The organism is Rhodospirillales bacterium RIFCSPLOWO2_02_FULL_58_16 (assembly GCA_001830425.1).
Taxonomy (GTDB): domain Bacteria; phylum Pseudomonadota; class Alphaproteobacteria; order Rhodospirillales; family 2-02-FULL-58-16; genus 2-02-FULL-58-16.
In genome coordinates, this window is the sequence record MIAA01000016.1 from 242,710 (window position 1) to 265,327 (window position 22,618).

A 22,618-nucleotide genomic window follows, 5' to 3' on the forward strand; every position below is an offset into this window, starting at 1 on the left:
CTATTTGCCGTCGGGAATTTTGGCGTTCCTGGCTTCGTAGTCGCCTTTAAGGGCGCCGACATGGCAGGATACACAGTTGTTTCTGGCCTTGATTCCCTCGCGGCTCCATACGTCGGCGGCGATGCCCTGGTGTTTGTCCTTGAAGCGCGGCGTATCAATGATCCTGAGCGGCGGCTCCTCGCGGTTAATGCCTTCCATGAAGGTGCGGCCGTTTTGCGAGCCGCTCATATCCGACGAGCGGCCGGTAAAATAAGACAGGATCTTGCCGACGGTTGCTTCATCAAGGCCGACTTCCTTTCCGAAGTGATTCTTAAGCCCCTTCATGATGGTTTCCCATGACTTGGCGGGAAGCATCTCCGGGTTGAACACCATGTGGCAGGAGCCGCATTCCTTCTTGACGGCGCGGTCAAACACCTCGATGAACGGCTGGCCGGCGGACGCCGACACGGCGATGATCGATAACATCAATGCCGGAAAGATTTTGTGCATGATTCCCCTCCTTGCCCTTCGATGAAAGGTTATCAGGTTAACGGCGGATCATTCAAGGCCGACTTTTTCGGAAGGTCGCCTGCGCCCGAATTCTGAAACTACTGGGAAATGACGGGGGATGGTTGTAGAACCGTATTCATCATGATCGCCGCGTTTCTCAAAGCCATTGACCAGATAAGCGACAGGTCTACCCGTCGCGTGGTGTGGATCAGCCTGGGTTCGACGCTGGCCGTCTTTATCGGCCTGATGTTGGTCGTGATATTCCTGCTTTCCAGCACCGCCCTGTTCTCGTGGGGATGGCTGGAGACGATTGTCGATTTCCTGGGCTGGCTGGCGGCGTTGGTAATCACCTGGTTTTTGTTTCCCGGCGTGGCCGGCGCCTTTACCGGCCTGATGCTGGACAGAGTCGCCGACGCCGTGGAGGCCCGTCATTACCCCGGATTGCCGCCGATCAAAGGGGCGTCATTCAGCGAGGCGTTGTTGTCGGCGGCTAAATTTCTTGTCATCATGATTTTTCTCAACATCTTTTTATTGGCGTTTCTGATTATCCCGCCGCTTTTCCCTTTTGTCTTCTACGGCGTTAACGGCTATCTTTTAAGTCGTGAATATTTTGCGATGGTGGCCTTGCGCCGTGTCGGACTGGCGGAAGCGGAGAGATTGAGAAGGGCGCATCGGGGACAGCTTTTTTTCTCGGGCGTCCTGATCGCGCTGATGTTGACCATCCCGGTGGTTAATTTATTGGCTCCCATCGTCGCCACCGCCGCCATGATCCATCTTTTCGAGGGGTGGCGGTCGCAAGGGAAACACTAAGTCTTGAGGGGCAAGAAAAATGTTCAAGAAAAATGACGACAAGGAAAGCCGGGACCGGCTTCAGAGCGAAGAAAGTTCCGGCGGCATCAGCGCGCCGCCGTTGAAGCCTTTTTCAAAAAAAGGGTCGCATCAACCCGCCAAGCAGATTTCAGGCGCCTCGTTCAGTCATGAAATTCCCAACCGCCCCGTCGACAGCCCGAACCCGGCGCGGCGCATGGAGCGGTCGCGCCCCGGCGACATGGAAAGTAAAAAACTGATTGTCGGCCGGGAGATTTGCCTCAAAGGCGAAATCACCTCCTGCGATAAACTCGTGGTCGAGGGCCGCGTCGAGGCGGCGCTGACCAACGCCCGCATTATCGAAGTAGCGCCCAGCGGTTTTTTCAAAGGCAACGCCCAGGTCAAGGAGGCCGACATCAGCGGCCGCTTTGAAGGTGAATTGACGGCGGATGACAAGCTGACCGTGCGCAACGGCGGGAAAATCAGCGGCATCATCCGCTATGGAAAGATCATCATCGAGGCCGGCGGCGAGATCGACGGCGAGATGGAGACCCTGGAGAAGCCCGCACATGGGGAAGATGAAGGGAAAGCGGCGTCGGGAATCAGGTTCAAGTCGCCGAATATAAATATATGAGTTTTCGTCATGCCTTGTTGATCGCGGGACTCCTCGTCGTTTCCGGCTGTGCGTCGGGCGGCCCGCCGGAAGCGGCGCCGGGCGAGCCGTCAGCGACGGAAGAACCGGAACAAGAGCAATCCGTCGCCTCCGGGGCTACGCCGAAAGAGACCGCCGCCCGCAGGCCCGGACCCATAGACGCGCCGGGCAAACTTGCCGGCCTCAGCGGCGAGCAAGTGGCGACCTTGCTGGGAGTGCCTTCCTTCAAGCGTCACGATTCGCCCGCCCAGGTTTGGCAGTACGGCGGCGAAACCTGTTTGCTGGATGTTTTCCTTTATGAAAATAAGGGCGGCGAAACCCTTACCGTGGCCCATTCGGAAGCGCGGGGCCGCGACGGCGCGAAAATTACGCACAAGGACTGCATAACGCGCCTGATCGAGAAAAAACAGAAGGCGGCGCAGGGGTAAATCGGTTTTCGGATTATGCCGGCGGCCTCAATCATTTTTCCCTCCTTACCAAGGAGGGGTGAGGGGAGGTTGCTGCCGATACCCCCTCTAACTCCCCCTTAAAGCAAGGGGGAGAATTTTTCATTTTTTATAATCGCCGGCATCACTTCAGCGTCGCTTTGCCCGCGAATTCACAAAGGTCGTAAACGATGCAATCTTCACACAGCGGTTTGCGGGCCTTGCAGACGTAACGACCGTGAAGAACCAGCCAATGATGGGCATGCGGTTTCCACTCTTCCGGCGTCAGCCTTTCCAGCTCCCGCTCCACCGCCGCCGGCGTTTTGCCGGGGGCCAGACCGGTTCGGTTGCCGACGCGAAAGACATGAGTGTCAACGGCGATCACCGGCAGGCCGAAGGCTACATTCAACACCACGTTGGCGGTCTTGCGCCCGACTCCGGGCAGGGCTTCGAGAGCCTCGCGGTTCCGAGGCACTCGGCCGTCATATTGATCGGCCAGAACGGCGCTGAGAGCGATGATGTTCCCGGCCTTGTTGTTGTAAAGGCCGATGGTCTTGATGAAATCCTTAAGCCGCGATTCGCCTAACGCCAGCATCTTTTTCGGCGTATCGGCGACGGGAAACAGCGCCGCCGTCGCCTTGTTGACGCCTTTATCGGTGGACTGGGCCGACAACACCGCCGCCACCAGCAAGGTATAAGGATTTGTGTAATCCAACTCGCTTTTGGGATCGGGGTTAGCCGTGGACAGCCGGCGGTAAAACTGATCGATGTCGGCGCGGTTCATCGGGAAACGGCTTTTCAGAATCCCAAAACATTGCGCATGGAATAAAGCCCCGGCGGGCGGCCCTTGGTCCACAACGCCGCCTTGACGGCGCCGCCGGCGAAGATGGTGCGCGACGATGCCTTGTGGGTGAGTTCGATGCGCTCGCCTTCGGCGGCGAAGATGACCGTATGATCGCCGACCACGTCACCGCCCCGCAGCGTTGCGAAACCGATCTCTCCCCGGTTGCGGTCTCCGGTATGGCCGTCGCGCACCCGCCGCGACACCATGTTCAGATCAACGCCCCGGCCTTCGGCGGCGGCAGACCCCAGGGCCAAGGCCGTTCCCGACGGCGCATCCACCTTATGGCGATGGTGCATTTCCACTATTTCGATGTCGTAATTATCGCCGAGAACGGCGGCGACGCGCTCGGTCAATCCCAGCAACAGATTAACGCCGACGCTCATGTTGGCGGCCTGTACGATAACGCATGACCCGGCGGCCCGGCGCAGGGCGTCCTGGTGTTTTGCCTCCAGGCCGGTGGCGCCGACGATCAACGCCGTTTTGTGGTCGGCGGCGAGGGCGGCGTTGGCGGCGGCGACGGCGGGAGTGGTGAAATCGATGACGGCGTCGGCGGCGGCAAACAGCGCTGCCGCATCTTCTCCCACCGGCAGTCCCAGCGCCCCGACTCCGATCAGTTCCCCGATGTCCTGACCGATGAATTCACTGCCCGCCTGCTCGGTTCCTCCCAATAACCGGCAGTTGTCGGCGGCCAGGACCTCGGCGACCAACATGCGGCCCATGCGACCGGCGCACCCGATTATTCCGATCCTCATGAGTTCTCCTCCCCGTTCCATTAGTCGTTAATATCTTCCCACAGCTCCTTGACCTTGGAGAAGAAGCCATGAGCTTCCGGGCTGTGGGTTTCGCCGGGAGATTCTTTGGTAAATTCCTTGAGCAGCTCTTTTTGTTTGGCGGTCAGATTCACCGGCGTCTCGACGACGGTTTGAACAAACATGTCGCCGAGAACCTTGGAATTCAGAACCGACATGCCTTTGCTTTTGAGACGGAACTGTTGCCCGGTTTGAGTCCCCGGCGGGATGGCGACCCGAGCGCGGTTGCCCTGGATGGTCGGCACCTCAATGGAGCCTCCGAGCGCCGCCGTCGACATCGGAATGGGCGCCCGGCAATAAATGTCGGCGCCGTCGCGCTGGAAAATACGATGCGGTGACACGGCCAGAAAAATGTAGAGGTCCCCGGTCGGCGCTCCCCGCAGACCGGCCTCGCCCTCGCCGGAAAGGCGAATGCGGGCGCCGTCCTCGACGCCGGGCGGGATGGCGACCGACAGAGTCTTTTCCTTTTTTACCCTTCCCGATCCGCCGCAGTTATGGCACGGCTCCTTGATGACTTTGCCGTTGCCGTGACATGACGGGCAGGTGCGTTCGACGGTGAAGAAACCGGATTGGGAGCGAACCTTGCCGTGACCATGGCAAGTCGCGCAGGTTACCGGGGCCGAGCCGCCGGCGGCGCCGCTGCCTTTGCACTCGCCGCAGGGGATTGAGGAGGGGACGCGAATATTTGTCTTCTTGCCGGCGAAGGCTTCCTCAAGGGAGATCTGCATATTGTAGCGCAGGTCGGAGCCTCGGCTCTGCGCTCCGGGGCCGCGCCGTCCGCCGCCGTGGGCAAAGTCGCCGAACATCTCATCAAAGATATCGGCGAAGCCCGAGGCAAAGCCGTTGCCGCCGGCGCCGTGACCGCCATGACCGCCCTGTTCAAACGCGGCATGGCCGAAACGGTCATAAGCGGCGCGTTTTTGTTCATCCTTCAGGATTTCATAGGCATGGCTGATTTCTTTGAATTTCTTTTCCGCGTCCGCATCGCCGGGATTGCGATCAGGATGATGCTTCATGGCCAACGTGCGATAGGCTTTCTTTATATCGTCCGCGTCGGCGTTCCGTTTAATTCCGAGAAGCTCGTAGAAATCCGGTTTGGACATCAAAAAAACCTATAATAAACTGACGCGCCCGTTTCTGTCCGGGCGTTACCGGCACCCATTTTGAAAGATTAGAGCATTATTCGACCAAATTGAACCATCCCCCCCCTCACCCGGCTTCGGGTAAGGCGCATCGAGCCGACGCGCCAACCCTACGCAACCCTCTCCCCCAGCAATTTGCTGGGGGAGAGGGAAGGGTGAGAGGGGCGACGCCATTTGGTCGGATAACGCTCTAGTTGTCTTTCTTTTCCTTATTCGGATCCACTTCCTCAAAATCGGCATCGACCACCGTTGAGTCCTTGTCGCCTTTTGCCGACGATCCTTTGTCGGCTCCGGCGTCGCCGGCGCCGGGCGCCCCTTCCTGGGCGGCTTTGTACATGGCCTCGCCCATTTTCATCGAAGCCTGGGCCAGGGCGTCGGTCTTGGACTTTATGATTTCAATATCATCTTTTTCAAGAACTTCGCGCAATTCCTTGACGGCGTTATTAATCGCCTGCTTTTCGTTATCGGAAATCTTGTCGCCGAATTCCTTAAGGCTTTTCTCGGTGGAATGGGCCATGCCCTCGCCATGATTGCGGGCTTCGACCAGGGCGCGGCGCTTTTTATCTTCGGCGGCGTTTTGCTCGGCCTCCTTAACCATGCGGTCGATATCGGCATCGCTCAGTCCGCTTGAAGCCTGGATGCGAATCTGCTGCTCCTTGCCGGTGGCCTTGTCCTTGGCCGAGACGTTGACGATGCCGTTGGCGTCGATGTCGAAAGTTACTTCGATCTGCGGCACGCCGCGCATCGCCGGCGGAACGCCGATCAGGTCGAACTGGCCGAGAATCTTGTTGTCGGCGGCCATCTCGCGCTCACCCTGGAAAACACGGATGGTGACGGCGGTCTGGTTGTCCTCGGCGGTAGAGAAGACCTGGCTTTTGCGCGTCGGGATGGTGGTGTTGCGGTCGATAAGGCGGGTGAAGACGCCGCCTAATGTCTCGATGCCCAGCGACAGCGGCGTAACATCAAGAAGCAGCACGTCCTTGACATCGCCCTTCAACACTCCGCCCTGAATGGCGGCGCCGATGGCGACCACTTCGTCGGGATTGACTCCCTTGTGCGGTTCGCGGCCGAAGAATTCCTTCACCGCTTCGATAACTTTGGGCATGCGGGTCATGCCGCCGACCAGGATTACTTCATTGATTTCACCGGCGGTAAGCCCGGCATCCTTCAGCGCCTTTTTGCAGGGATCGATGGTTTTCTGAATAAGATCATCGACCAGAGCTTCCAGTTTGGCGCGGGTAAGCTTGATATTCAGGTGCTTGGGGCCGTTTTGATCGGCGGTGATGAAGGGCAGATTGACTTCCGTCTGCTTGGTGCTTGAAAGTTCGATCTTGGCTTTCTCTCCCTCTTCCTTGAGGCGCTGGAGAGCGAGTTTATCGGTGCGCAGATCGATGCCGGTGTCCTTTTTAAATTCATCGGCCAGATAATCGACGATGCGCTTGTCGAAATCCTCGCCGCCGAGGAAGGTATCGCCGTTGGTCGATTTGACCTCGAAAACGCCGTCGCCGATTTCGAGAACGGAAATATCGAAAGTGCCGCCCCCCAGGTCGAATACGGCGATGATGCCGGATTCTTTTTTATCCAACCCGTAGGCAAGAGCCGCCGCCGTCGGTTCATTGATGATGCGCAGCACTTCCAGGCCGGCGATCTTGCCGGCGTCCTTGGTCGCCTGACGCTGGGAGTCATTAAAGTAGGCGGGGACGGTAATTACCGCCTGGACAACTTCTTCGCCGAGATAGGACTCGGCGGTTTCCTTCATCTTTTGCAGGATGAAGGCGCTGATTTGGCTGGGGCTGTACTTTTTGCCGTCGGCTTCGACCCAGGCGTCGCCGTTTTCGCCGGCGATGATGTTGTACGGCACCAGTCCCATGTCTTTTTTGGTAAACGGATCATCATAACGCCGGCCGATCAGGCGCTTGATGGCGAACAGGGTGTTTTCAGGATTGGTTACCGCCTGACGCTTGGCGGGCTGGCCGATGAGGCGTTCTTCAGAGTCGGTGAAGGCAACGATGGACGGCGTTGTTCTCACGCCCTCGGCGTTTTCGATGACCTTAACGTCCCTGCCTTCCATTACGGCGACGCAGGAATTAGTGGTTCCAAGGTCGATTCCGATCACCTTACTCATATCATTCCTCTTCTATGCTTCCGGCGGATGCTTGCGGCGCCTGAAAAGGCGCGACGCAGACTCCCCTCGTTAAATACAAACAGCCGTGCTGATTTTCGCAAGCGGGCTTCCGGCGTTATATAAGTCGATCCCCCCGTTCGCGCAACCGTCGCCGCCATCAAATTATAATTCTTCATTCAATTGCGAGCCTGAAGCATTGGACTGAGCATCCGCTTGTTTCTCGTAAACCGACTGGCCCTTTGCCGACAAATCGGGGCGGATTTTTTCCATAGCTTCCCCCGGGATCGTCGCCTTGGGGCCGCCTTTTGAAATTCCCACCCGAGCCGGGCGCAACGGGCGGTCAAACAAAAGATATCCGGTTTCCACCACCTGAACAACGGTGCCGGCAGGCTGGCCGCCGTCCTCTATCTCAAACATGGCCTCATGCAGATTAGGGTCAAATTTCTTGCCGACGGCGTCAATGGGCTTGATGCCGGCGCGCTCGAAGGTGTTCATAATTTCCCGTTCCGATAATTCCAGGCCGACGACCAGATTCTCCAATGCGTCGCTTTCCTTGCGGGCGTCCTTATCAACGCTTCCCAGCGCCCGGCGCAGGTTGTCATTTACCTGAAGCATCTCGCGGGCAAAGCCGGCGATGGCGAATTTTGAGGCGTTCTCCCTGTCGCGCTCGGCGCGGCGACGCACATTTTCAGACTCGGCCATGGCGCGCAGAAGCTTGTCCTTGAGTTCGGCAATTTCGGCTTCCGGCTTGCCGGCGACCTCGGCATTTGCCGAATCTCCGGCGGCGGCGGCGCTTTCAGAGGCATCTTCGGCCTCGGAAATAACCGGCGATTCATTCACCTTTGCTGTCTTCTCACTGGTGTTTTCGTTTTTGTCTTCGGCCATTTAAAAGTTATCCTAACATACGACTGATGAGTTTGGCGGTGTAATCGACCATGGGGATGATTCGCGCATAGTTCATGCGGGTCGGGCCGACCACTCCGATAGCGCCCACCACCTGTTGGCGGGCGTTGCTGTAAGGGCCGACGATCATCGAGCATCCGGCAAGGCCGAATAACTTGTTGTCGGCGCCGATAAAAATCTGCACCCCTTCCGCAAGTTCGGTCATCGACAAAATCCTGATCATGGTTTCCTTGGTCTCCAGGGCGGTGAACAGGGAGCGGATATGTTCAAGATCGGCGGTGGCGGTGATATCGTCCAGCAGGTTCGCCTGGCCGCGCACGATCAGCGAGCCGCCTTTGTTGCCGCCGGCCCAGGTGGCGAGGCCGGATTCAACAACGCGGGTCGTCAGTTCGTCAAGTCGGGCGCGGTGAGCCGCAAGTTCCTTTATGATTTCGTCATGAGCCTCGCCGATGGTGCGCCCGACCAGCCGGGCGCTCAGGAAGTTGGTGGCTTCAACCAGCGCCGATGAGGGCAGCCCGGCGGGCGTTTCGATAATGCGGTTCTCGACCACGCCGTTTTCGGTAATGATGATCACCAGCGCCCGGCCCGGACTAAGGCTGACGAACTCTATGTGGCGAAGCGGGCTGTCCGTCTTCGGCGCCAGCACCAGCCCGGCGCACCGCGACAGCCCGGAAAGCGCCGAGATGGCTTCTCCCAGCAGGCCCTCGAAATTGGCGTCGGCGCCGGCGCAACGGCTGTTGATGTTCTTTTGCTCATCTTCGGTCAGATTGCCGACCTCAAGAATTCCATCGACAAATATTCTTAACCCGGCTTCCGTCGGCAGCCGCCCGGCGGAGGCGTGGGGCGCGTATAACAATCCCATATCCTCCAGATCGGCCATGACGTTGCGGATGGTCGCCGGGGACAGGCCCATTTTCAGCTTTCGCGACAAGGTGCGCGAGCCGATAGGCTCTCCCGTATCGACGAAGGCTTCGATGATATGCCTGAAAACTTCGCGTGATCGTTCGTTAAGTTCGGAAATCATGCCTGAATTTATGTATCCCGCCGCCCGGCGTCAACAGAATGGCTATTGCCTGTTCTTTACGTTAGCCTACCGGCGCGATAATCAACATAGGGATTAGTCATGAGACCTTCGGGCCGCGCCGTTGACCAGCTTCGCTCCATCGTTCTGGAACCGGATTACAGCAAGTATGCCGAGGGGTCATGTATGGCGCGCTTCGGCGACACTCATGTGTTGTGTACGGCCAGCGTCGAGCCGAAGGGGCCGCCGTGGCTGCGCAACTCCGGGCGCGGTTGGGTCACCGCCGAGTACGGCATGTTGCCCCGCGCCACCGGCTCGCGAACCGACAGAGAGGCGGCGCGCGGCAAGCAGTCGGGACGCACCCAGGAAATTCAGCGCCTCATCGGACGATCCTTGCGCGCCGTTACCGATCTTACGGCGATGAATGAAATGCAGATCAAGGTGGACTGTGACGTTATCCAGGCCGACGGAGGCACCCGCACCGCCGCCATTACCGGGGCCTATGTGGCCCTGCACCGGGCCTTTGCCAAGGTGGTCGGTCTCGGCGTATTGAAGGCTTCGCCGCTGACCGGGCAGGTGGCGGCTGTTTCCTGCGGCGTCTACAAGGGCGCGGCGGTGCTTGATCTGGACTATGAAGAGGACAGCAACGCCGAAGCCGACGCCAATTTTGTTCTCACCGCTGTCGGCGGCATTGTCGAAATTCAGGGAACGGCGGAGACCGCGCCCTTCACCAAGGATCAATTCATCGAAATGATGTCTCTGGCCCATAAAGGCGTGGCGGAACTGGCGGCTATGCAATGCCTGGTTTTAGGGCTGAAGTAGTCTCGCCGGCGATGGCCCGCATTTTTCAAGGCGGAAAGCTGGTCATCGCCAGTCATAATCCCGGAAAGGTTCGCGAGTTTGCCGATCTGCTTGCTCCTTTCGGCGTTCAGGTAGTTTCGGCGGCCGACTTGAATCTGCCGGAACCGGAAGAAAGCGGAGAGACCTTCGTCGATAACGCCCGGATCAAGGCGCGAAGCGCGGCGCGGCTATCCGGACTGCCGGCCCTGGCCGATGATTCCGGCCTGGCGGTTACGGCGTTGGGCGGCGCTCCCGGCGTTCATTCGGCGCGCTGGGCGGGATTGAACAAGGACTTCCGGGAAGCGATGAACAGGGTGCAGGCCGCACTTGCCGGCAAGGATGACCGGAGCGCCTGTTTTGTCTGTTCCCTGGCGCTTTGCCGACCCGACGGCGTCGAAGAAACTTTCGACGGCGTTGTCCATGGCCATATAGCCCGGACGCCTCGGGGGAGCGGGGGCTTCGGTTATGATCCCATCTTTATTGCCGACGGCTGCGACATCACTTTCGCCGAGATGGAGCCACAGGAAAAACACGCCATCAGCCACCGCGCCGATGCGTTCAGCAAGCTGATCAAGGCTTGCTTCAGAGAGTAATCCGCCTTGGACACGGTGCTCACCATATATATTCACTGGCCGTTTTGCCGATCCAAGTGTCCATATTGCGACTTTAACAGTTATGCGGCCGCCGATGTTGACCACCCGCGCTGGCGGGCGGCGCTGTTGCGCGAACTGGATTATTTCGCCGTTGAAACGGCGGGTCGGCGGGTCGGCAGCGTTTTTTTCGGCGGCGGCACGCCATCACTGATGGCGCCGGAAACGGCGGCGGAATTGATCGCCCTCATCCGGGAGCGCCGGGGATTTAGCGAGGATGTCGAGATTACGCTTGAAGCCAACCCCACCTCGGTGGAAAGCGGACGCTTTCACGCTTTTCGCGAGGCCGGAGTCAATCGTCTGTCGCTGGGGCTACAAGCCCTTGATGACCGGGCGTTGCGCTTTCTCGGACGCGGCCACACGGCGGCGGAGGCGTTGTCCGCCCTTGATCTGGCCAAGCGGCATTTCCCCCGCGTTTCCTTTGACATGATTTACGGACGTCCGGGGCAGACGGTTTCTTCCTGGCGATCCGAGCTTGCCGAGGCGCTTGCCTTGGCCGGCGGCCACCTTTCCCTTTACCAGCTCACCGTCGAACCGGGTACGGCCTTTCAGGCAAGAGGCGTCGTTGAGACGGACGAAGAGAGCGGAGCGATGCTCTACGAAACTACTGATGAGATGCTGAAAGCGCATGGTTTTGGGGCCTATGAAGTTTCCAACTACGCCCGGCCCGGCGAGGAGTGCCGTCACAATCTGGCCTGCTGGCAAGGCGGCGATTACCTGGGAATAGGCCCCGGCGCTCACGGCCGCCTCACGTCGGCGCGGGGGACCGAGGCCTTGGAGCAGATTGCCGCTCCCGAACAGTGGCTTAAAATGGTGGAGGAGACCGGCTGTGGGACGGCCCATCGGAGCGTCCTTAGTCCTCATGAGCGCCGTCAGGAACTGCTTTTGTGCGGCTTGCGCCTGACCGAGGGCGTCCGCCGTGATCGATTTTTACATCTTGCGGGAATTGACCTTGAGCAGGCCGTGGACAACAACGCCCTCAGGCGGATGGTTGAAGGCGGCTTTCTGGAGATCGACGGCAAGGGCCTGCGGGCGACCGGCGCCGGACGCCTGCGCCTGAACGCCGTGCTTGCCGGTCTTTTGAGTGGTTAGGGCGCGTCAGGATTGACTGGAATCGCTCAAAACCGCTGTGGGCCATGCCTTATCGTCTTTGCGAGGATTGCGAGAAGCGAAGCGACGAAGCAAGACGAAGCAATCCAGAGAGCGCCACCGGCCACTGGATTGCTTCCCGTGTCGCTGACGCTCTCACGGTCGCAATGACGCCAAGGCGCGACGCGGGTGATCCTGATCGATCCTGACGTGCTCTAGTTTGTCGCCTTCTCGAAGGTTTCAGGCGCTTTGTCGATAACCGTTGAATCATGACGAAGCACCTTGAGAACGGCCAGCCCCCGTTCGACGGCGCCGTTGTTGAGAAAACGGAAAATACCGTCACGGCCGAAAAACCCGCCGGGATTGGTCAACGCCCGGACGCCGAGATCGGCGCCGGCTTCGGCTTGCGCCAACCAGGCCGCCATGGCCGTAGCGTCATAGGCCAAAGTGGCAAGGCGCGGCGGCGGTTGGCCGTAGACTTCCTGGTACTGTTTCTCGAAATCAATGCGGGCCGAAGGCGGCGGCGCCGCGAACCAGGCGCCTACCAGCGCCGGCTCGGCGCCGATCTCCGGAACATCCATCCTGCCGGTGCCGAGGATATGGACTTTCGCCGGATCAATATCATAAAACGGCAGTAACGCGGCGATGGCCTGGAGTCTTTTCCCGCCGTCCGCCAGCAACAATGCCTCAAACGGCGGATCGCCGATGGTTTGCATTTTCGCCAGACGCTCAAGGGCGCGTCTGGAAATTTCATCGTCTTTTGATTCCAGCGTAGTCTTTTGATCAAGCAAGGCCCTGCGTCTTTCGTCGTAATTAGCCAATTTGCGCACGATGCCGGAGAAATCGCCGGTCTCGGGATCATAGAACTGGATTTTACTTATCCTCGCGCCATGGGTTTCGGCGGCGCGTTGCAGGGCGCTGACCACCGCTTTTCCGTTTTCGTCTTCCGGCGCCAGCGCGGCAAATGTCGTGATCCCGCGTGAGCGGGCAAAGGCGACGACCCTTTCGACCTCGGATTCGGGATAAAAACCCATGGTGAAAACGCCCTGTCCGGCTACCGTCCGATCACTTGAGAAAGAGACCATCGGCACATTGGCGGCGCGCGCGGCGGGAGCCGCCGCTCTTACCGATGTTCTGAGCAAAGGCCCCAGAATCAGATGAGCGCCGTCACCGATGGCCGATCCCACCGCCTCGACGGCGCCTTCCGGCGTTTCCTTGGTGTCATGAATCAGCAATTCGAATTTATCATCGGCAAAAGAAAACATCGCCAGTTGGGCGGCGTTTTGCATGGCGATGCCGAGCGCGGCGCTGGGACCGGAAAGAGGCAGCAGCAACGCAACCCGCACCGTAGCCGATTTGGGCAGCGCCGTTGCCGACGCTTGTTCCGGCTCGTCCTCTTGCGGACGTTCGCGGAGAGAGGGCGCACGGTCCCGATTCGGTTCGGGAGTCGCAGACGGCGGCGCGTAAGGCGGTAATTCGGCGCGGCGCGGCTGTCCTTGATTCTCCGGCGTCGGCGGTTTCAGCGTTTCTTTCTTCTTGCCGGAAGCCTGGGAGGTCTTATCATCCTGAAATACGGATTTTTGTCGTGGAGACTCGCACCCGGCATTCAACAGCACGACGGCAATCAGCCATGGCGCCAAAGCGTATCGCATCCGGGAAAATTTCGTATCGGTCATTGACAGACCCTACTCATGTCAACGCCGTGAGTAAACCATCCGATGATCCGGTGACGCCGGGGCTGTATCTGATCGCCACCCCTATCGGCAACGCGGGGGACATCACGTTGAGGGCGCTTCATGTCCTGAAAAATGCCGATGTCATCGTTTGCGAGGACAGCAGGGTGACCTCCCGGCTGTTGGCCATTTACGGCATTTCCAAACCTCTCAAGCCCTACCACGAGCACAACGCGGACAGGGTAAGGCCTGTAATCATCAAGTTGCTGAAAGACGGCAAAAAGGCGGCGCTGGTGTCGGATGCCGGAACGCCGCTGATCTCCGATCCGGGTTATGATCTCCTCAGGGCCTGTATCGATGAAGGGCTGCCGGTCACCACCCTGCCCGGTCCATCGGCGCCGCTGGCGGCGCTGGTGCTTTCGGGCCTGCCTGCGGATCGTTTCCTGTTTGCCGGGTTTCCGCCGTCGCGGGCGACGGGGCGGCGCAAGGTCTATGCCGAATTGGCCGTTATCCCGGCCACTTTGATATTCATGGAATCGCCCAAAAGGCTGGCGGCGGCGCTGGCCGACATGGCGGAAATCCTGGGACCGCGCCAAGCGGCGGTAGGCCGCGAACTGACCAAGATGTTTGAAGAGGTGCGACGCGGCGCGTTGGCCGAACTGGCCGCCTATTACCAGACCAAGGGTCCGCCCAAGGGCGAGATAACGGTGGTGGTGGCGCCGCCGTCGTCCGTCGGCGTGATAATTGATGATGACGAGCTTGACCGCCGATTACTTGCCGCCCTTGACGGCCATTCCGTGCGCGATGCGGCGGCGAAGGTGGCCGCCGCTGCTAATCTGCCCCGACGCCGGGTCTACGCCCGCGCCCTCCTCCTCAACAAAAAAATTAATGCGCGGGCCTGAGCAGAAGCGGCGCGCCTGGCGCTACGGCCGATTCGCCGAAACTCTTTGCGTTTGGAGCTTGAGGCTCAGAGGCTATCGCATCCTGGAGCGGGACTTTCGCGTTCACGCCGGCGAGATCGACATCATCGCCCGTCGCGGCCGCATCATCGCCATGATCGAGGTCAAGGCCCGCCGTGACATGGGAGAGGCGGCGCACGCGCTGGGACTGCGTCAGCGCCGACGCATCGCCGCCGCCGCCGGGGCCTTCCTTCGATCACGCCCGGAATATGCCGGCCTTGACGCGCGCTTTGACGTTATGCTGGTAAGCCCCGGACGGCTGCCGACCCATCTGACCGGCGCCTGGATATGCGGCGATTAGGATTTGATTAGGGTGTATTATGAAATAACTACGCTGAACCTGATTTCCAAAGGATGTTTCAAATGATTCGAACGCATCGTCAATTTTTGTTGCCGGCCGTGGGGCTGCTTGCCGTAGCGACTATGTTCGGCGGGTGTGCCGGAACCGGGGCCGGGGCCGGGGCCGGCGTTGTCGCTTATCAGGAGCGCGGCATCGAGGTCGCCGCCGATGACCTTAAACTTGAAATGAAAATTATTGAGCTGTGGCTGAATCACGATAACTCCCTGCCGATCAAGGTCAGCACCGAACTCTACGAAGGCCGCGCCTTGCTGACCGGAATCGTCGATAAGCCCGAAATGCGCGCCGACGCCGTGCGCCTCGCCTGGAAAGTGCATGGCGTCAAGGACGTCATCAATGAAATCCAGGTAAAAGATGACAATACCTTCATGGATATGGCCCGCGATTCGTGGATCACCACCAAGCTGAAATCCAAACTGACCGTGGATAAATATGTCATGGCCGTTAATTACGCTATCGAAACGGTCGGCGGCGTCGTTTATATGATCGGCATCGCCCAGAACAAGGAGGAACTTGACCGGGTGATCTCCCATGCCCGCAATATCGAATATGTGCGCAAGGTGGTCAGTCATGTGCGCCTGAAAGACAAGGCATGAGGCTGCCTGCCGACATTCACGCCAGGCTGATGCGGCTCGGCGGGCTGCCGGACGAGCAGATAAATCCGGCGGAGACGGCCCTTGTTCTGGCGTCGATTGAGCGGCCCGGAATGGCGATTGACCCGTATCTCCGCCACCTGGAACGGTTAAGCGATGAAGTCCGCGTTTATGTCGACGCCGGCGGCGGGGCGGCGGGGCTTGATCAGGCCGTCGAGGCTTTGTGTCAGGTTATCGCCAGACGCTACGGCTACAAGGGCGCTGAAACCTCTTACGAGGACCCCGATAACACCAACCTGATGCGGGTAATTGACCGGCGGGTCGGCGCCCCGGTAGCTCTGGGAATTATTTATATTCACGTTGCGCGCGCCCTTGGGTGGACGATTTCGGGACTCGATTTTCCCGCCCGTTTCATGGTGCGCCTGGAAGACGAGGGCCGGCGCGTCATCCTTGATCCTTTTGACGGCGGCCGCGTCGTGACGCCTAAAGACATGCGCGATCTTTCCAAGGCGGTCATCGGCAACCAGGCCGAATTAACCCCCAACCATTACCGACCCCTGGGTAACCGTGGGGTTTTGTTGCGCCTTCAAAATCATATAAAATTTCGCCTGATTCGTTCCGAGCGGCCGGAAGACGCTCTTGACGCCATCGAGACCATGCTGCTTTTCGCTCCGGCGACGCCGTCGTTGTGGCGCGAGGCGGGCATGCTCAACGCCCGCCTTGATAAAATAAAAGAGGCGGTGGCGGCGCTGGAAGAGTATTTACGCCGCAACACCGGCGATTCGGCCAGATATCGCACGTCCGTTTTTTTGCAGGAACTGCGGGGCCGTCTGGTCTAGACGTTATTATAAAAGGAACGGCGGCATGGGCCTGCGAGTAGCCATTCAGATGGACCCCATCGAGAGCATCAACATCGATGCCGACAGCACTTTTGTCCTGGCGCTGGAGGCGCAACGGCGGGGACATGTCCTTTACCATTACCTGCCCGACGGTCTTGCCTTTACCCAGGGAAAGGTTTTGGCGCGGGCGCGCTCCCTCAAGGTGCGTCGTTCCAAGGGGGACCACTTTTCGCTGGGGCCTGCCCAAACCGTCGATCTTAAAGATTTCGACATTGTGCTGATGCGTCAGGACCCGCCTTTTGACATGGCTTACATCACCGCCACCCACCTGCTGGAGCATATCCATCCCAAGACTCTGGTGGTCAATGATCCGGCCGAGGTCCGCAATGCGCCGGAGAAGCTTTTTGTCACGCAATTTCCGGACCTGATGCCGCCGACCCTGATCGCTTCGGATCGGGAGCGCATCGCCGCTTTCCGGGACGAACACAAGGATATTATCGTCAAGCCCTTGTTCGGCAACGGCGGCGCCGGTGTCTTTCACATTCCGCCGGGGGATGAGAATCTGAATTCACTGCTGGAGATGTTCACCAGATTCTACCGCGAGCCGGTCATCGTCCAGGCCTACCTGCCGGAGGTGCGCGCCGGCGACAAGCGCATCATCCTTATCGACGGCGAGGCGGCGGGCGCCATCAATCGCGTGCCGTCGGCGGGCGAGGCCCGCGCCAACATGCACGCGGGGGCCACGCCCTTCAAGGCGGAGCTGACTGCGCGGGACCGTGAAATATGCGAAGCTATCGGACCAAGCCTCAAGGAGCGCGGATTGATCTTTGCCGGCGTCGACGTTATCGGCGGCTGCCTCACCGAGATCAACGTCACCTCTCCCACCGGACTTCAGGAAATCAATCGCTTCGACGGCGTCTGCCTTGAAGCCCGCATCTGGGACGCTATCGAGGATCGGCGCGGCTGAATATCTGTAATTCGACTATCCCTTGGGGAGAACCTTTTTCCATGGACGGATGGCGACGGTTTCAAACAATCCGGCCTTGTTGTAGGGATCGTTCGCGGCAAAAGCCTCGGCGGCGGCGCGGTCGGCGAATTCGATGATCAGGACGCTGCCGGTCATGCCTTGGCCGTCATCGGTCAGGGTCGGCCCGGCCCCGAAAATCCGGTCGTTGAAAGCGTTCAGATATTCCAGGTGGGCCGGACGCACGGCGGCGCGCACTTGTTGGTGGTCCGGCTTGTCGGCGCAGCAGAAAACGAACAGCATGGAGACTTCCTTTATTCATTTCCGGGGGGGCGGGCCAGCAGCCCGGCGATGGTCAGGTCGATGTCCAGTCCGCCGTGAAGGATGCCGTCAACAGCCAGACAGATCGGCATGTCGATGCTCATGCTCCGCGCCAGACTGCTCACCGACGAAGCGGTAGCCACGCCCTCGGCCACCGAGCGGCGACGGCTCAGGATATCTTTCAGGCGCTCGCCCTTGCCCAAGGCCGCGCCGAGCGAGAAGTTGCGCGACTGCATGGCGGTGCAGGTCAGAATCAGATCGCCGAGGCCGCTCAGTCCCATCAGGGTCTCCGCCTTGCCGCCCTTGGCGGCGCTGAGTCGCGCAATCTCGGCCAGTCCCCTGGTGATCAGGGCGGCGCGGGCGTTGTCGCCCAGGCCCCGTCCTTCGACAATGCCGCTTGCTATGGCCAATACGTTCTTGACGGCGCCGCCGATCTGGGCGCCGATGACGTCATCGCTTCCGTAGATGCGGAAGCGGGGGGAGCCGACGGCTTCGGCGATGTCGGCGGCCAGTTTTGCGTCGGCGCAGGCCAGGGTCACGGCCGTCGGCAATCCGCAGGCCACCTCGGCGGCGAAGGTCGGCCCGGAAAGAACGGCGACCGGAGTTCGGGGCAGAATCTGATTGACGATCTCGCCGGGCAAGGCGTTGCTTTGCCGCTCGATGCCCTTGGCGCAGATGACGACCGGAAGGCCTTCCCCGATGACGGCGGCGAGTCTGACGCAGGCGGCGCGCAGGAATTGGGCGGGAACCGCCAGCATCAGGGCGTCGGCGTCAACCGCTGCGGCCATATCGGCGGTGGCGGCAATCTTTCGGTCAAGGGCGACGCCGGGAAGATAGGAGATGTTCTCGTGGTCGCCGTTGATGGCGGCAACGACTTCGGGTTCAAAGGCCCAGATTATCGCCTCCCGTCCGGCTCGCCGGGCCACCATGGCTAACGCCGTTCCCCATGCTCCCGCGCCGATAATGCCTATTTTTTTCATCGTTCAGTTATGCCCCGATTGAGATTGGGGGACAAGAGTTATGCTTTGACCCCGGCGTAGACGGCGGGAGGGGCGTTTTGATCCAGCGGCCAACGCGGACGGGGCGCAAACTCCATGTCATCGCTTTGCCCAAGCCGCAAACGTTCGATGCCGGCCCAGGCGATCATCGCGGCGTTGTCGGTGCACAGGTTCGAGGGCGGCGCCACCAACGGTATGCCGAGGCCTTCAAGAGTGTCTCTGATATGCTGATTGGCGGCGACGCCGCCGGCGATCACCAGAGCGGCGGCGGGGCCATGGAGCTTGCTGAATTCCTTGAGCGCATTTTTGGCGCGGTCATGCAAGGCGTCGGCGGCGGCGGCCTGGAACGAAGCGCACAGATCGGCTACGTCTTGGTCACGCAAGTCTCCCTCGGGCAAGCCGATGACGGCGTGACGCACCGCCGTCTTGAGGCCGGAGAAGGAAAAATGACAGCCGGGCCGCCCCTTCATCGGCCTGGGAAACTTGAAGCGGGCGGGGTCGCCGCTCCTCGCCGCCTTTTCCACCAGCGGCCCGCCGGCGAAACCCAGCCCCAGCATCTTGGCGACTTTATCGAAGGCCTCGCCGAGGGCGTCGTCCAGGGTGGTTCCCAGCCTGCGGTATTTCCCGACTCCCTCGACGCATAGAAGCTGGCAATGGCCGCCCGACGCCAGCAGCAGCAGGTAGGGGAAGTCAACGTCGCCGGTAAGCCGGGCGCACAGGGCGTGGCCTTCAAGGTGGTTGATCGCCAGAAAAGGAATATCATGAACGCAGGCGATGGCCTTGGCGCACATGACGCCGACCAGCAGGCCGCCGATCAGCCCCGGCCCGCCGGCGGCGGCGACGCCGTTAAGGTCGGCGAATTTTATTCCGGCCCGGTCCATGGCGCGAGCGATGATAAAATCCAGATTATCCAGGTGGGCGCGGGCGGCGACTTCGGGCACGATGCCGCCGTAGGGCCTATGCTCCTCAAGTTGGGAGAGGACTATGTTGGACAGGATTTGACGCTCGCCGGTCACCACCGAGGCGGCGGTCTCGTCGCAACTGGTTTCGATGCCGAGCATGATCATTAAAAAAACCTTTTGCCGAATCGTCGGCGGACTTTACTCTGTCCGCCCGCTTGTAACCACAATATCCGAGTTATTTAATCCCATGCCGCAGACTCCCCTCCTTCGCATCGGCACCAGAGGTTCGCCGCTGGCCATGGCCCAGACTCATGACGTCCGCGACCGGCTGATCGCCGCTCACCGCGAACTGGCCGTTCCGGGAGCGATAGAAATAGTGATCATCAAGACTACCGGCGACATGGTGCTGGATCGGCCGCTGGCCGAGATCGGCGGCAAGGGCCTGTTCACCAAGGAAATTGACGAGGCGATGCTGAACGGCTCTATCGACGTGGCGGTGCATTCAATGAAGGACGTGCCTACATGGTTGCCCGACGGCATCGCGCTGCCCTGCACCCTGGAGCGTGAAGACCCGCGTGACGCCTTTATCAGCAACAAGGCGGCGAGCATCAGGAAATTGGCGGCGGGTTCGGTGGTCGGCACTTCTTCCCTAAGGCGTCAGGCGCAAATCCTTTACCGCCGCCCCGACCTCAGGGTGGCGGTGTTTCGCGGCAACGTCCAGAGTCGGCTCAGAAAACTGGAAGAAGGGGTCGTCGACGCCACCCTGCTGGCGCTGGCCGGGCTTAAACGTCTCGGCATGGCCGATGTCGTCACCGCCGTTATCGAGCCGGAGGAAATGTTGCCGGCGGTAGCCCAGGGCGCCGTCGGCGTCACCTGCCGGAGCGATGATCGGCGCGCCGATGAATTTCTGGCGCCTCTTAATCACGCCGAGACTTTCATGCGGGTTACTGCCGAACGGGCCATGCTGACGGTGCTGGACGGCTCGTGCCGCACGCCGATTGCCGCTCTCGCCGAGATAACCGGCGCAAATATGAGGCTGCGCGGCCTGATCGCGCGCCCCGACGGCAGCGAGGTGCTGGAGACGGAGCGTTCGGGGAGCGCGGCCGATGCAAAAGCCATCGGGCGCGACGCCGGCGAGGAATTAAAGAAACGGGCCGGTCCCGGCTTTCTGGAAGGATCAGTCTAATTGCGCGTTTTGGTTACCCGCCCCGAAGAAGACTCAGACCGGTTGGCGGTCTGCCTCGGCGCTATCGGCGTCGAGGTTTTGCCGGAGCCTCTTTTATCTATTGATTACCTGGACGGTCCGATGCTGAATCTGGACGGCGTACAGGCGTTGCTGGTGACCAGCGCCAACGGGATACGAGCCTTGGCGCGACGTTCGACGGCGAGGGGGACGCCGGTCTATGCCGTCGGCGACGCTTCCGCCGGGGCGGCGCGTGATGTAGGCTTTACGGACGTCGCCAGCGCCTCCGGCGATGTCGGGGCGCTGGCCGAACTGGCGGCGGCGCGTCTTGACATAAACGGCGGGAGTTTGTTGCATGTTGCCGGTTCCACGGTCGCCGGCGACCTTAAGGGGATGGTGGAGAAACACGGGTTCGCCTATCGCCGCGAGGTTCTGTACGAGGCCCGCAAGGCCGAAAGGTTTTCCGATGAAACGATGCTGGCCCTGAAGGATGGCGCCGTGGACGGGGTAATGTTCTTTTCGCCGCGCACCGCCGCCGCCTTCGTTGCGCTGGCGCGTACGGCTGGTTTGACTGAAGCCTGCCGGGGCATAATCGCCTTTTGTCTCAGCCCCGCCGTCGCCGACAAGCTTAAAGATATTGCCTGGCGGGACGTGCGTTCGGCGGCGCGCCCCGAACAGGCGGCTCTTTTGGCAGTCGTCAGCGACGTTATTAAAGAAGGTTTTTGACATACCGGGCGTTTCTTGTTCTTCTTTGCCTGGGAAGAGAGGATATAGTTGGAGTCATGAAAAATCCCGAACAAAAGAAAAGCCCGTCGGCGCGGCGCGATGATGATGAACTACAAGCGGCGGCGAAGGAGGCTTTTGCCGAAGAATCCGCCTCGCCGACCACGGATGAGCCGGGGCCTGATTCCGTTCCCGTCGTTGATGACGCCTCCTCGCCGGTCAAAAAATCACGCGGCGTTTCCGGGGTTCTGATAATGGTTGCCGCATCGGCGGTTGTCGGCGCCGCCGGTTATCTGACGTGGCCCAGATGGTCTCCGATTATTGCCTCCTATCTGCCCGACCCGCGCGTTGACGGCGTGGACAACCGATTGAAAACCCTGGAAGAGCAGACAAAAGTCCGTCTCGACACCGATCAGGAAATCAAGGGAATGGAGGCGGAACGGACCCGCTTGCGCGGACAGGTGGAGGCCTTGATTCAGCAGGTTGATTCACTCGATCAGGCCTTCAGGTCGGTAAGAAAGGTGGCCGAGGCCACGGCGCTGTCGGCGGAAACGGCGGATGCCGAGGCCTCTTTGAAGCAGCTTTCGCAGCGTTTTGCCAAGCTGGAGGAACGCGACGAGGCGATGGGCGGTCTGCTGGACCGGATCGGCAAGCTGGAACAAGAGAGGCTTATCGCCAAGGGCGATTCTTCTTCGGGTGAGAATGATATCGCCGAGATTTCCAAACGCATCGGCGCCCTGGAGGCGGCCAAGGACACGGCGCCGCCGTCGGCGTTGCCGGCGGGGTCTCAGGCGGTATTGCTTGCGGTGAACCGGTTGCATGATGACTTGCGCGGCGCCGCTCCGTATGCGGAAAGCCTGGAAGCCCTTAAAGCCGCAGCCGAAGGCGACCAGGGCGTCATGACGGTCATTTCCGTTCTTGATCCTCTCGCCGCCGTCGGTATCCCGACCCAGGCCGCCCTGCGTGATCGGTTCGACGCCATGGCGGTCAAGGTCGCCAACTCTTTCATGGCCGTAGAAGGCGACGGCTGGGTCGCCAAGACCATCACCCGGTTGACCTCTTTAGTCAGCGTGCGTCGCATCGGAGCCGATGCCGGCGCCGCCGACGCCGCTCTTGCCGCCGCCGAAACCGGTCTTAAGTCCGGCGATTTGCCGGCGGCAGTCAAGGCGCTTGAGAATCTTGCCGGTTCACAAGCCGTTATCGCAGAGCCATGGCTGAAGGATGCGCGGGCGCGGCTGACGGCTGAACGGGCGATGACCACGCTGCATGTTCTCGCCGCATCTCCCCTGTCTCCCGCGAAAGAGTAGAA

At 60.3% G+C, this 22,618-nt stretch carries 25 protein-coding genes; 14 read left to right on the forward strand and 11 right to left on the reverse strand.

Annotation, left to right across the window (positions count from 1 at the left end; genetic code table 11):
* The gene (locus tag A3H92_03070) at positions 1-489 is read right to left on the reverse strand and encodes a hypothetical protein (protein OHC75664.1); all 489 of its coding nucleotides are present in this window, start codon (positions 487-489) and stop codon (positions 1-3) included.
* A gap of 141 nt (positions 490-630) precedes the next feature.
* Here A3H92_03070 and A3H92_03075 point away from each other — a divergent pair, with 141 nt between their 5' ends.
* The 3 genes from A3H92_03075 to A3H92_03085 are packed head-to-tail and all read left to right on the forward strand — an operon-like array spanning position 631 to position 2,376.
* On the forward strand, positions 631-1,299 hold the full coding sequence (locus A3H92_03075) for a hypothetical protein (protein ID OHC75665.1): 669 nt from the start codon (positions 631-633) through the stop codon (positions 1,297-1,299).
* Positions 1,300-1,318: 19 nt separating this feature from the next.
* Entirely contained in the window at positions 1,319-1,930 is a 612-nt protein-coding gene (locus A3H92_03080) for a hypothetical protein (protein OHC75666.1), read from the forward strand.
* The gene (locus A3H92_03085; protein ID OHC75667.1) at positions 1,927-2,376 is read left to right on the forward strand and encodes a hypothetical protein; all 450 of its coding nucleotides are present in this window, start codon (positions 1,927-1,929) and stop codon (positions 2,374-2,376) included. Before A3H92_03080 ends, A3H92_03085 begins: the two co-directional genes overlap by 4 nt.
* A 142-nt stretch (positions 2,377-2,518) precedes the next feature.
* Here A3H92_03085 and A3H92_03090 read toward each other — a convergent pair whose 3' ends face one another.
* From A3H92_03090 to hrcA, 6 genes are all read right to left on the reverse strand, one after another.
* Entirely contained in the window at positions 2,519-3,157 is a 639-nt protein-coding gene (locus A3H92_03090) for an endonuclease III (GenBank protein ID OHC75668.1), read from the reverse strand.
* A gap of 14 nt (positions 3,158-3,171) precedes the next feature.
* Entirely contained in the window at positions 3,172-3,969 is a 798-nt protein-coding gene (locus A3H92_03095; protein ID OHC75669.1) for a 4-hydroxy-tetrahydrodipicolinate reductase, read from the reverse strand.
* 20 nt (positions 3,970-3,989) lie between these two features.
* Positions 3,990-5,129 (reverse strand): molecular chaperone DnaJ, encoded by a 1,140-nt coding sequence (locus tag A3H92_03100; protein OHC75670.1) that lies wholly within the window; start codon positions 5,127-5,129, stop codon positions 3,990-3,992.
* A 229-nt stretch (positions 5,130-5,358) separates the two neighbouring features.
* Positions 5,359-7,293: a molecular chaperone DnaK gene (locus tag A3H92_03105; protein ID OHC75671.1), complete on the reverse strand. Its 1,935-nt coding sequence runs from the start codon at positions 7,291-7,293 to the stop codon at positions 5,359-5,361.
* A 162-nt stretch (positions 7,294-7,455) separates the two neighbouring features.
* Positions 7,456-8,178 carry a nucleotide exchange factor GrpE gene (locus tag A3H92_03110; GenBank protein OHC75672.1) on the reverse strand — a complete coding sequence of 241 codons (723 nt, stop codon included), beginning with the start codon at positions 8,176-8,178 and terminating at the stop codon, positions 7,456-7,458.
* A 7-nt stretch (positions 8,179-8,185) separates the two neighbouring features.
* Positions 8,186-9,220 carry a heat-inducible transcriptional repressor HrcA gene (hrcA, locus tag A3H92_03115; GenBank protein ID OHC75673.1) on the reverse strand — a complete coding sequence of 345 codons (1,035 nt, stop codon included), beginning with the start codon at positions 9,218-9,220 and terminating at the stop codon, positions 8,186-8,188.
* A gap of 99 nt (positions 9,221-9,319) precedes the next feature.
* On the opposite strand from hrcA, the gene A3H92_03120 reads away from it, so the two are divergent.
* The 3 genes from A3H92_03120 to A3H92_03130 are packed head-to-tail and all read left to right on the forward strand — an operon-like array spanning position 9,320 to position 11,799.
* Positions 9,320-10,039 (forward strand): ribonuclease PH, encoded by a 720-nt coding sequence (locus tag A3H92_03120; protein OHC75674.1) that lies wholly within the window; start codon positions 9,320-9,322, stop codon positions 10,037-10,039.
* 11 nt (positions 10,040-10,050) lie between these two features.
* Positions 10,051-10,650, forward strand: a complete 600-nt coding sequence (locus A3H92_03125; GenBank protein OHC75675.1) for a non-canonical purine NTP pyrophosphatase, RdgB/HAM1 family — start codon at positions 10,051-10,053, stop codon at positions 10,648-10,650.
* A 6-nt stretch (positions 10,651-10,656) separates the two neighbouring features.
* Positions 10,657-11,799, forward strand: coding sequence for a coproporphyrinogen III oxidase (locus tag A3H92_03130; protein ID OHC75676.1), 1,143 nt, complete (start codon positions 10,657-10,659; stop codon positions 11,797-11,799).
* A 212-nt stretch (positions 11,800-12,011) separates the two neighbouring features.
* Here the strand turns inward: A3H92_03130 and A3H92_03135 are convergent, their stop codons facing one another.
* Positions 12,012-13,472, reverse strand: a complete 1,461-nt coding sequence (locus tag A3H92_03135; GenBank protein OHC75677.1) for a hypothetical protein — start codon at positions 13,470-13,472, stop codon at positions 12,012-12,014.
* A 62-nt stretch (positions 13,473-13,534) separates the two neighbouring features.
* Here A3H92_03135 and A3H92_03140 point away from each other — a divergent pair, with 62 nt between their 5' ends.
* Genes A3H92_03140 through A3H92_03160 form a run of 5 tightly spaced genes read left to right on the forward strand, consistent with a single transcriptional unit; the run spans position 13,535 to position 17,185 of the window.
* Positions 13,535-14,371 carry a 16S rRNA (cytidine(1402)-2'-O)-methyltransferase gene (locus tag A3H92_03140; GenBank protein OHC75757.1) on the forward strand — a complete coding sequence of 279 codons (837 nt, stop codon included), beginning with the start codon at positions 13,535-13,537 and terminating at the stop codon, positions 14,369-14,371.
* Positions 14,358-14,729, forward strand: a complete 372-nt coding sequence (locus A3H92_03145) for a hypothetical protein (protein ID OHC75678.1) — start codon at positions 14,358-14,360, stop codon at positions 14,727-14,729. Before A3H92_03140 ends, A3H92_03145 begins: the two co-directional genes overlap by 14 nt.
* Before the next feature lie 53 nt (positions 14,730-14,782).
* Positions 14,783-15,382, forward strand: coding sequence for a hypothetical protein (locus tag A3H92_03150; GenBank protein ID OHC75679.1), 600 nt, complete (start codon positions 14,783-14,785; stop codon positions 15,380-15,382).
* Positions 15,379-16,218, forward strand: a complete 840-nt coding sequence (locus A3H92_03155; protein ID OHC75680.1) for a hypothetical protein — start codon at positions 15,379-15,381, stop codon at positions 16,216-16,218. Before A3H92_03150 ends, A3H92_03155 begins: the two co-directional genes overlap by 4 nt.
* Before the next feature lie 25 nt (positions 16,219-16,243).
* Positions 16,244-17,185, forward strand: coding sequence for a glutathione synthase (locus A3H92_03160; protein OHC75681.1), 942 nt, complete (start codon positions 16,244-16,246; stop codon positions 17,183-17,185).
* A 15-nt stretch (positions 17,186-17,200) separates the two neighbouring features.
* On the opposite strand, the gene A3H92_03165 is transcribed toward A3H92_03160, so the two are convergent.
* From A3H92_03165 to A3H92_03175, 3 genes are read right to left on the reverse strand one after another with little or no spacing between them, the layout of a single operon-like run.
* On the reverse strand, positions 17,201-17,485 hold the full coding sequence (locus A3H92_03165) for a hypothetical protein (GenBank protein ID OHC75682.1): 285 nt from the start codon (positions 17,483-17,485) through the stop codon (positions 17,201-17,203).
* Between the two features lie 11 nt (positions 17,486-17,496).
* Complete coding sequence (locus tag A3H92_03170; GenBank protein OHC75683.1) at positions 17,497-18,483, reverse strand: glycerol-3-phosphate dehydrogenase; 987 nt, start codon at positions 18,481-18,483, stop codon at positions 17,497-17,499.
* 38 nt (positions 18,484-18,521) lie between these two features.
* A complete protein-coding gene (locus A3H92_03175; GenBank protein ID OHC75684.1) occupies positions 18,522-19,568 on the reverse strand; it encodes a tRNA (adenosine(37)-N6)-threonylcarbamoyltransferase complex transferase subunit TsaD in 1,047 nt (348 codons plus the stop codon).
* 82 nt (positions 19,569-19,650) lie between these two features.
* On the opposite strand from A3H92_03175, the gene A3H92_03180 reads away from it, so the two are divergent.
* Genes A3H92_03180 through A3H92_03190 form a run of 3 tightly spaced genes read left to right on the forward strand, consistent with a single transcriptional unit; the run spans position 19,651 to position 22,616 of the window.
* Complete coding sequence (locus tag A3H92_03180) at positions 19,651-20,589, forward strand: hydroxymethylbilane synthase (protein ID OHC75685.1); 939 nt, start codon at positions 19,651-19,653, stop codon at positions 20,587-20,589.
* Entirely contained in the window at positions 20,590-21,312 is a 723-nt protein-coding gene (locus A3H92_03185; GenBank protein OHC75686.1) for a hypothetical protein, read from the forward strand.
* 56 nt (positions 21,313-21,368) lie between these two features.
* Complete coding sequence (locus tag A3H92_03190; protein OHC75687.1) at positions 21,369-22,616, forward strand: hypothetical protein; 1,248 nt, start codon at positions 21,369-21,371, stop codon at positions 22,614-22,616.
* Positions 22,617-22,618 lie beyond the last annotated feature (2 nt).

What these genes read in the sequence shown, in the direction of transcription:
- A3H92_03090 (OHC75668.1), bottom strand. Translation starts at nt 3,157, where the DNA reads ATGAACCGCGCCGACATCGATCAGTTTTACCGCCGGCTGTCCACGGCT.
- A3H92_03080 (OHC75666.1), top strand. Translation starts at nt 1,319, where the DNA reads ATGTTCAAGAAAAATGACGACAAGGAAAGCCGGGACCGGCTTCAGAGC.
- A3H92_03135 (OHC75677.1), bottom strand. Translation starts at nt 13,472, where the DNA reads ATGACCGATACGAAATTTTCCCGGATGCGATACGCTTTGGCGCCATGG.
- A3H92_03165 (OHC75682.1), bottom strand. Translation starts at nt 17,485, where the DNA reads ATGCTGTTCGTTTTCTGCTGCGCCGACAAGCCGGACCACCAACAAGTG.
- A3H92_03180 (OHC75685.1), top strand. Translation starts at nt 19,651, where the DNA reads ATGCCGCAGACTCCCCTCCTTCGCATCGGCACCAGAGGTTCGCCGCTG.
- A3H92_03110 (OHC75672.1), bottom strand. Translation starts at nt 8,178, where the DNA reads ATGGCCGAAGACAAAAACGAAAACACCAGTGAGAAGACAGCAAAGGTG.
- A3H92_03085 (OHC75667.1), top strand. Translation starts at nt 1,927, where the DNA reads ATGAGTTTTCGTCATGCCTTGTTGATCGCGGGACTCCTCGTCGTTTCC.
- A3H92_03125 (OHC75675.1), top strand. Translation starts at nt 10,051, where the DNA reads ATGGCCCGCATTTTTCAAGGCGGAAAGCTGGTCATCGCCAGTCATAAT.
- hrcA (OHC75673.1), bottom strand. Translation starts at nt 9,220, where the DNA reads ATGATTTCCGAACTTAACGAACGATCACGCGAAGTTTTCAGGCATATC.
- A3H92_03150 (OHC75679.1), top strand. Translation starts at nt 14,783, where the DNA reads ATGTTTCAAATGATTCGAACGCATCGTCAATTTTTGTTGCCGGCCGTG.
- A3H92_03095 (OHC75669.1), bottom strand. Translation starts at nt 3,969, where the DNA reads ATGAGGATCGGAATAATCGGGTGCGCCGGTCGCATGGGCCGCATGTTG.
- A3H92_03170 (OHC75683.1), bottom strand. Translation starts at nt 18,483, where the DNA reads ATGAAAAAAATAGGCATTATCGGCGCGGGAGCATGGGGAACGGCGTTA.
- A3H92_03155 (OHC75680.1), top strand. Translation starts at nt 15,379, where the DNA reads ATGAGGCTGCCTGCCGACATTCACGCCAGGCTGATGCGGCTCGGCGGG.
- A3H92_03175 (OHC75684.1), bottom strand. Translation starts at nt 19,568, where the DNA reads ATGATCATGCTCGGCATCGAAACCAGTTGCGACGAGACCGCCGCCTCG.
- A3H92_03160 (OHC75681.1), top strand. Translation starts at nt 16,244, where the DNA reads ATGGGCCTGCGAGTAGCCATTCAGATGGACCCCATCGAGAGCATCAAC.
- A3H92_03070 (OHC75664.1), bottom strand. Translation starts at nt 489, where the DNA reads ATGCACAAAATCTTTCCGGCATTGATGTTATCGATCATCGCCGTGTCG.
- A3H92_03120 (OHC75674.1), top strand. Translation starts at nt 9,320, where the DNA reads ATGAGACCTTCGGGCCGCGCCGTTGACCAGCTTCGCTCCATCGTTCTG.
- A3H92_03105 (OHC75671.1), bottom strand. Translation starts at nt 7,293, where the DNA reads ATGAGTAAGGTGATCGGAATCGACCTTGGAACCACTAATTCCTGCGTC.
- A3H92_03075 (OHC75665.1), top strand. Translation starts at nt 631, where the DNA reads ATGATCGCCGCGTTTCTCAAAGCCATTGACCAGATAAGCGACAGGTCT.
- A3H92_03100 (OHC75670.1), bottom strand. Translation starts at nt 5,129, where the DNA reads ATGTCCAAACCGGATTTCTACGAGCTTCTCGGAATTAAACGGAACGCC.
- A3H92_03190 (OHC75687.1), top strand. Translation starts at nt 21,369, where the DNA reads ATGAAAAATCCCGAACAAAAGAAAAGCCCGTCGGCGCGGCGCGATGAT.
- A3H92_03145 (OHC75678.1), top strand. Translation starts at nt 14,358, where the DNA reads ATGCGCGGGCCTGAGCAGAAGCGGCGCGCCTGGCGCTACGGCCGATTC.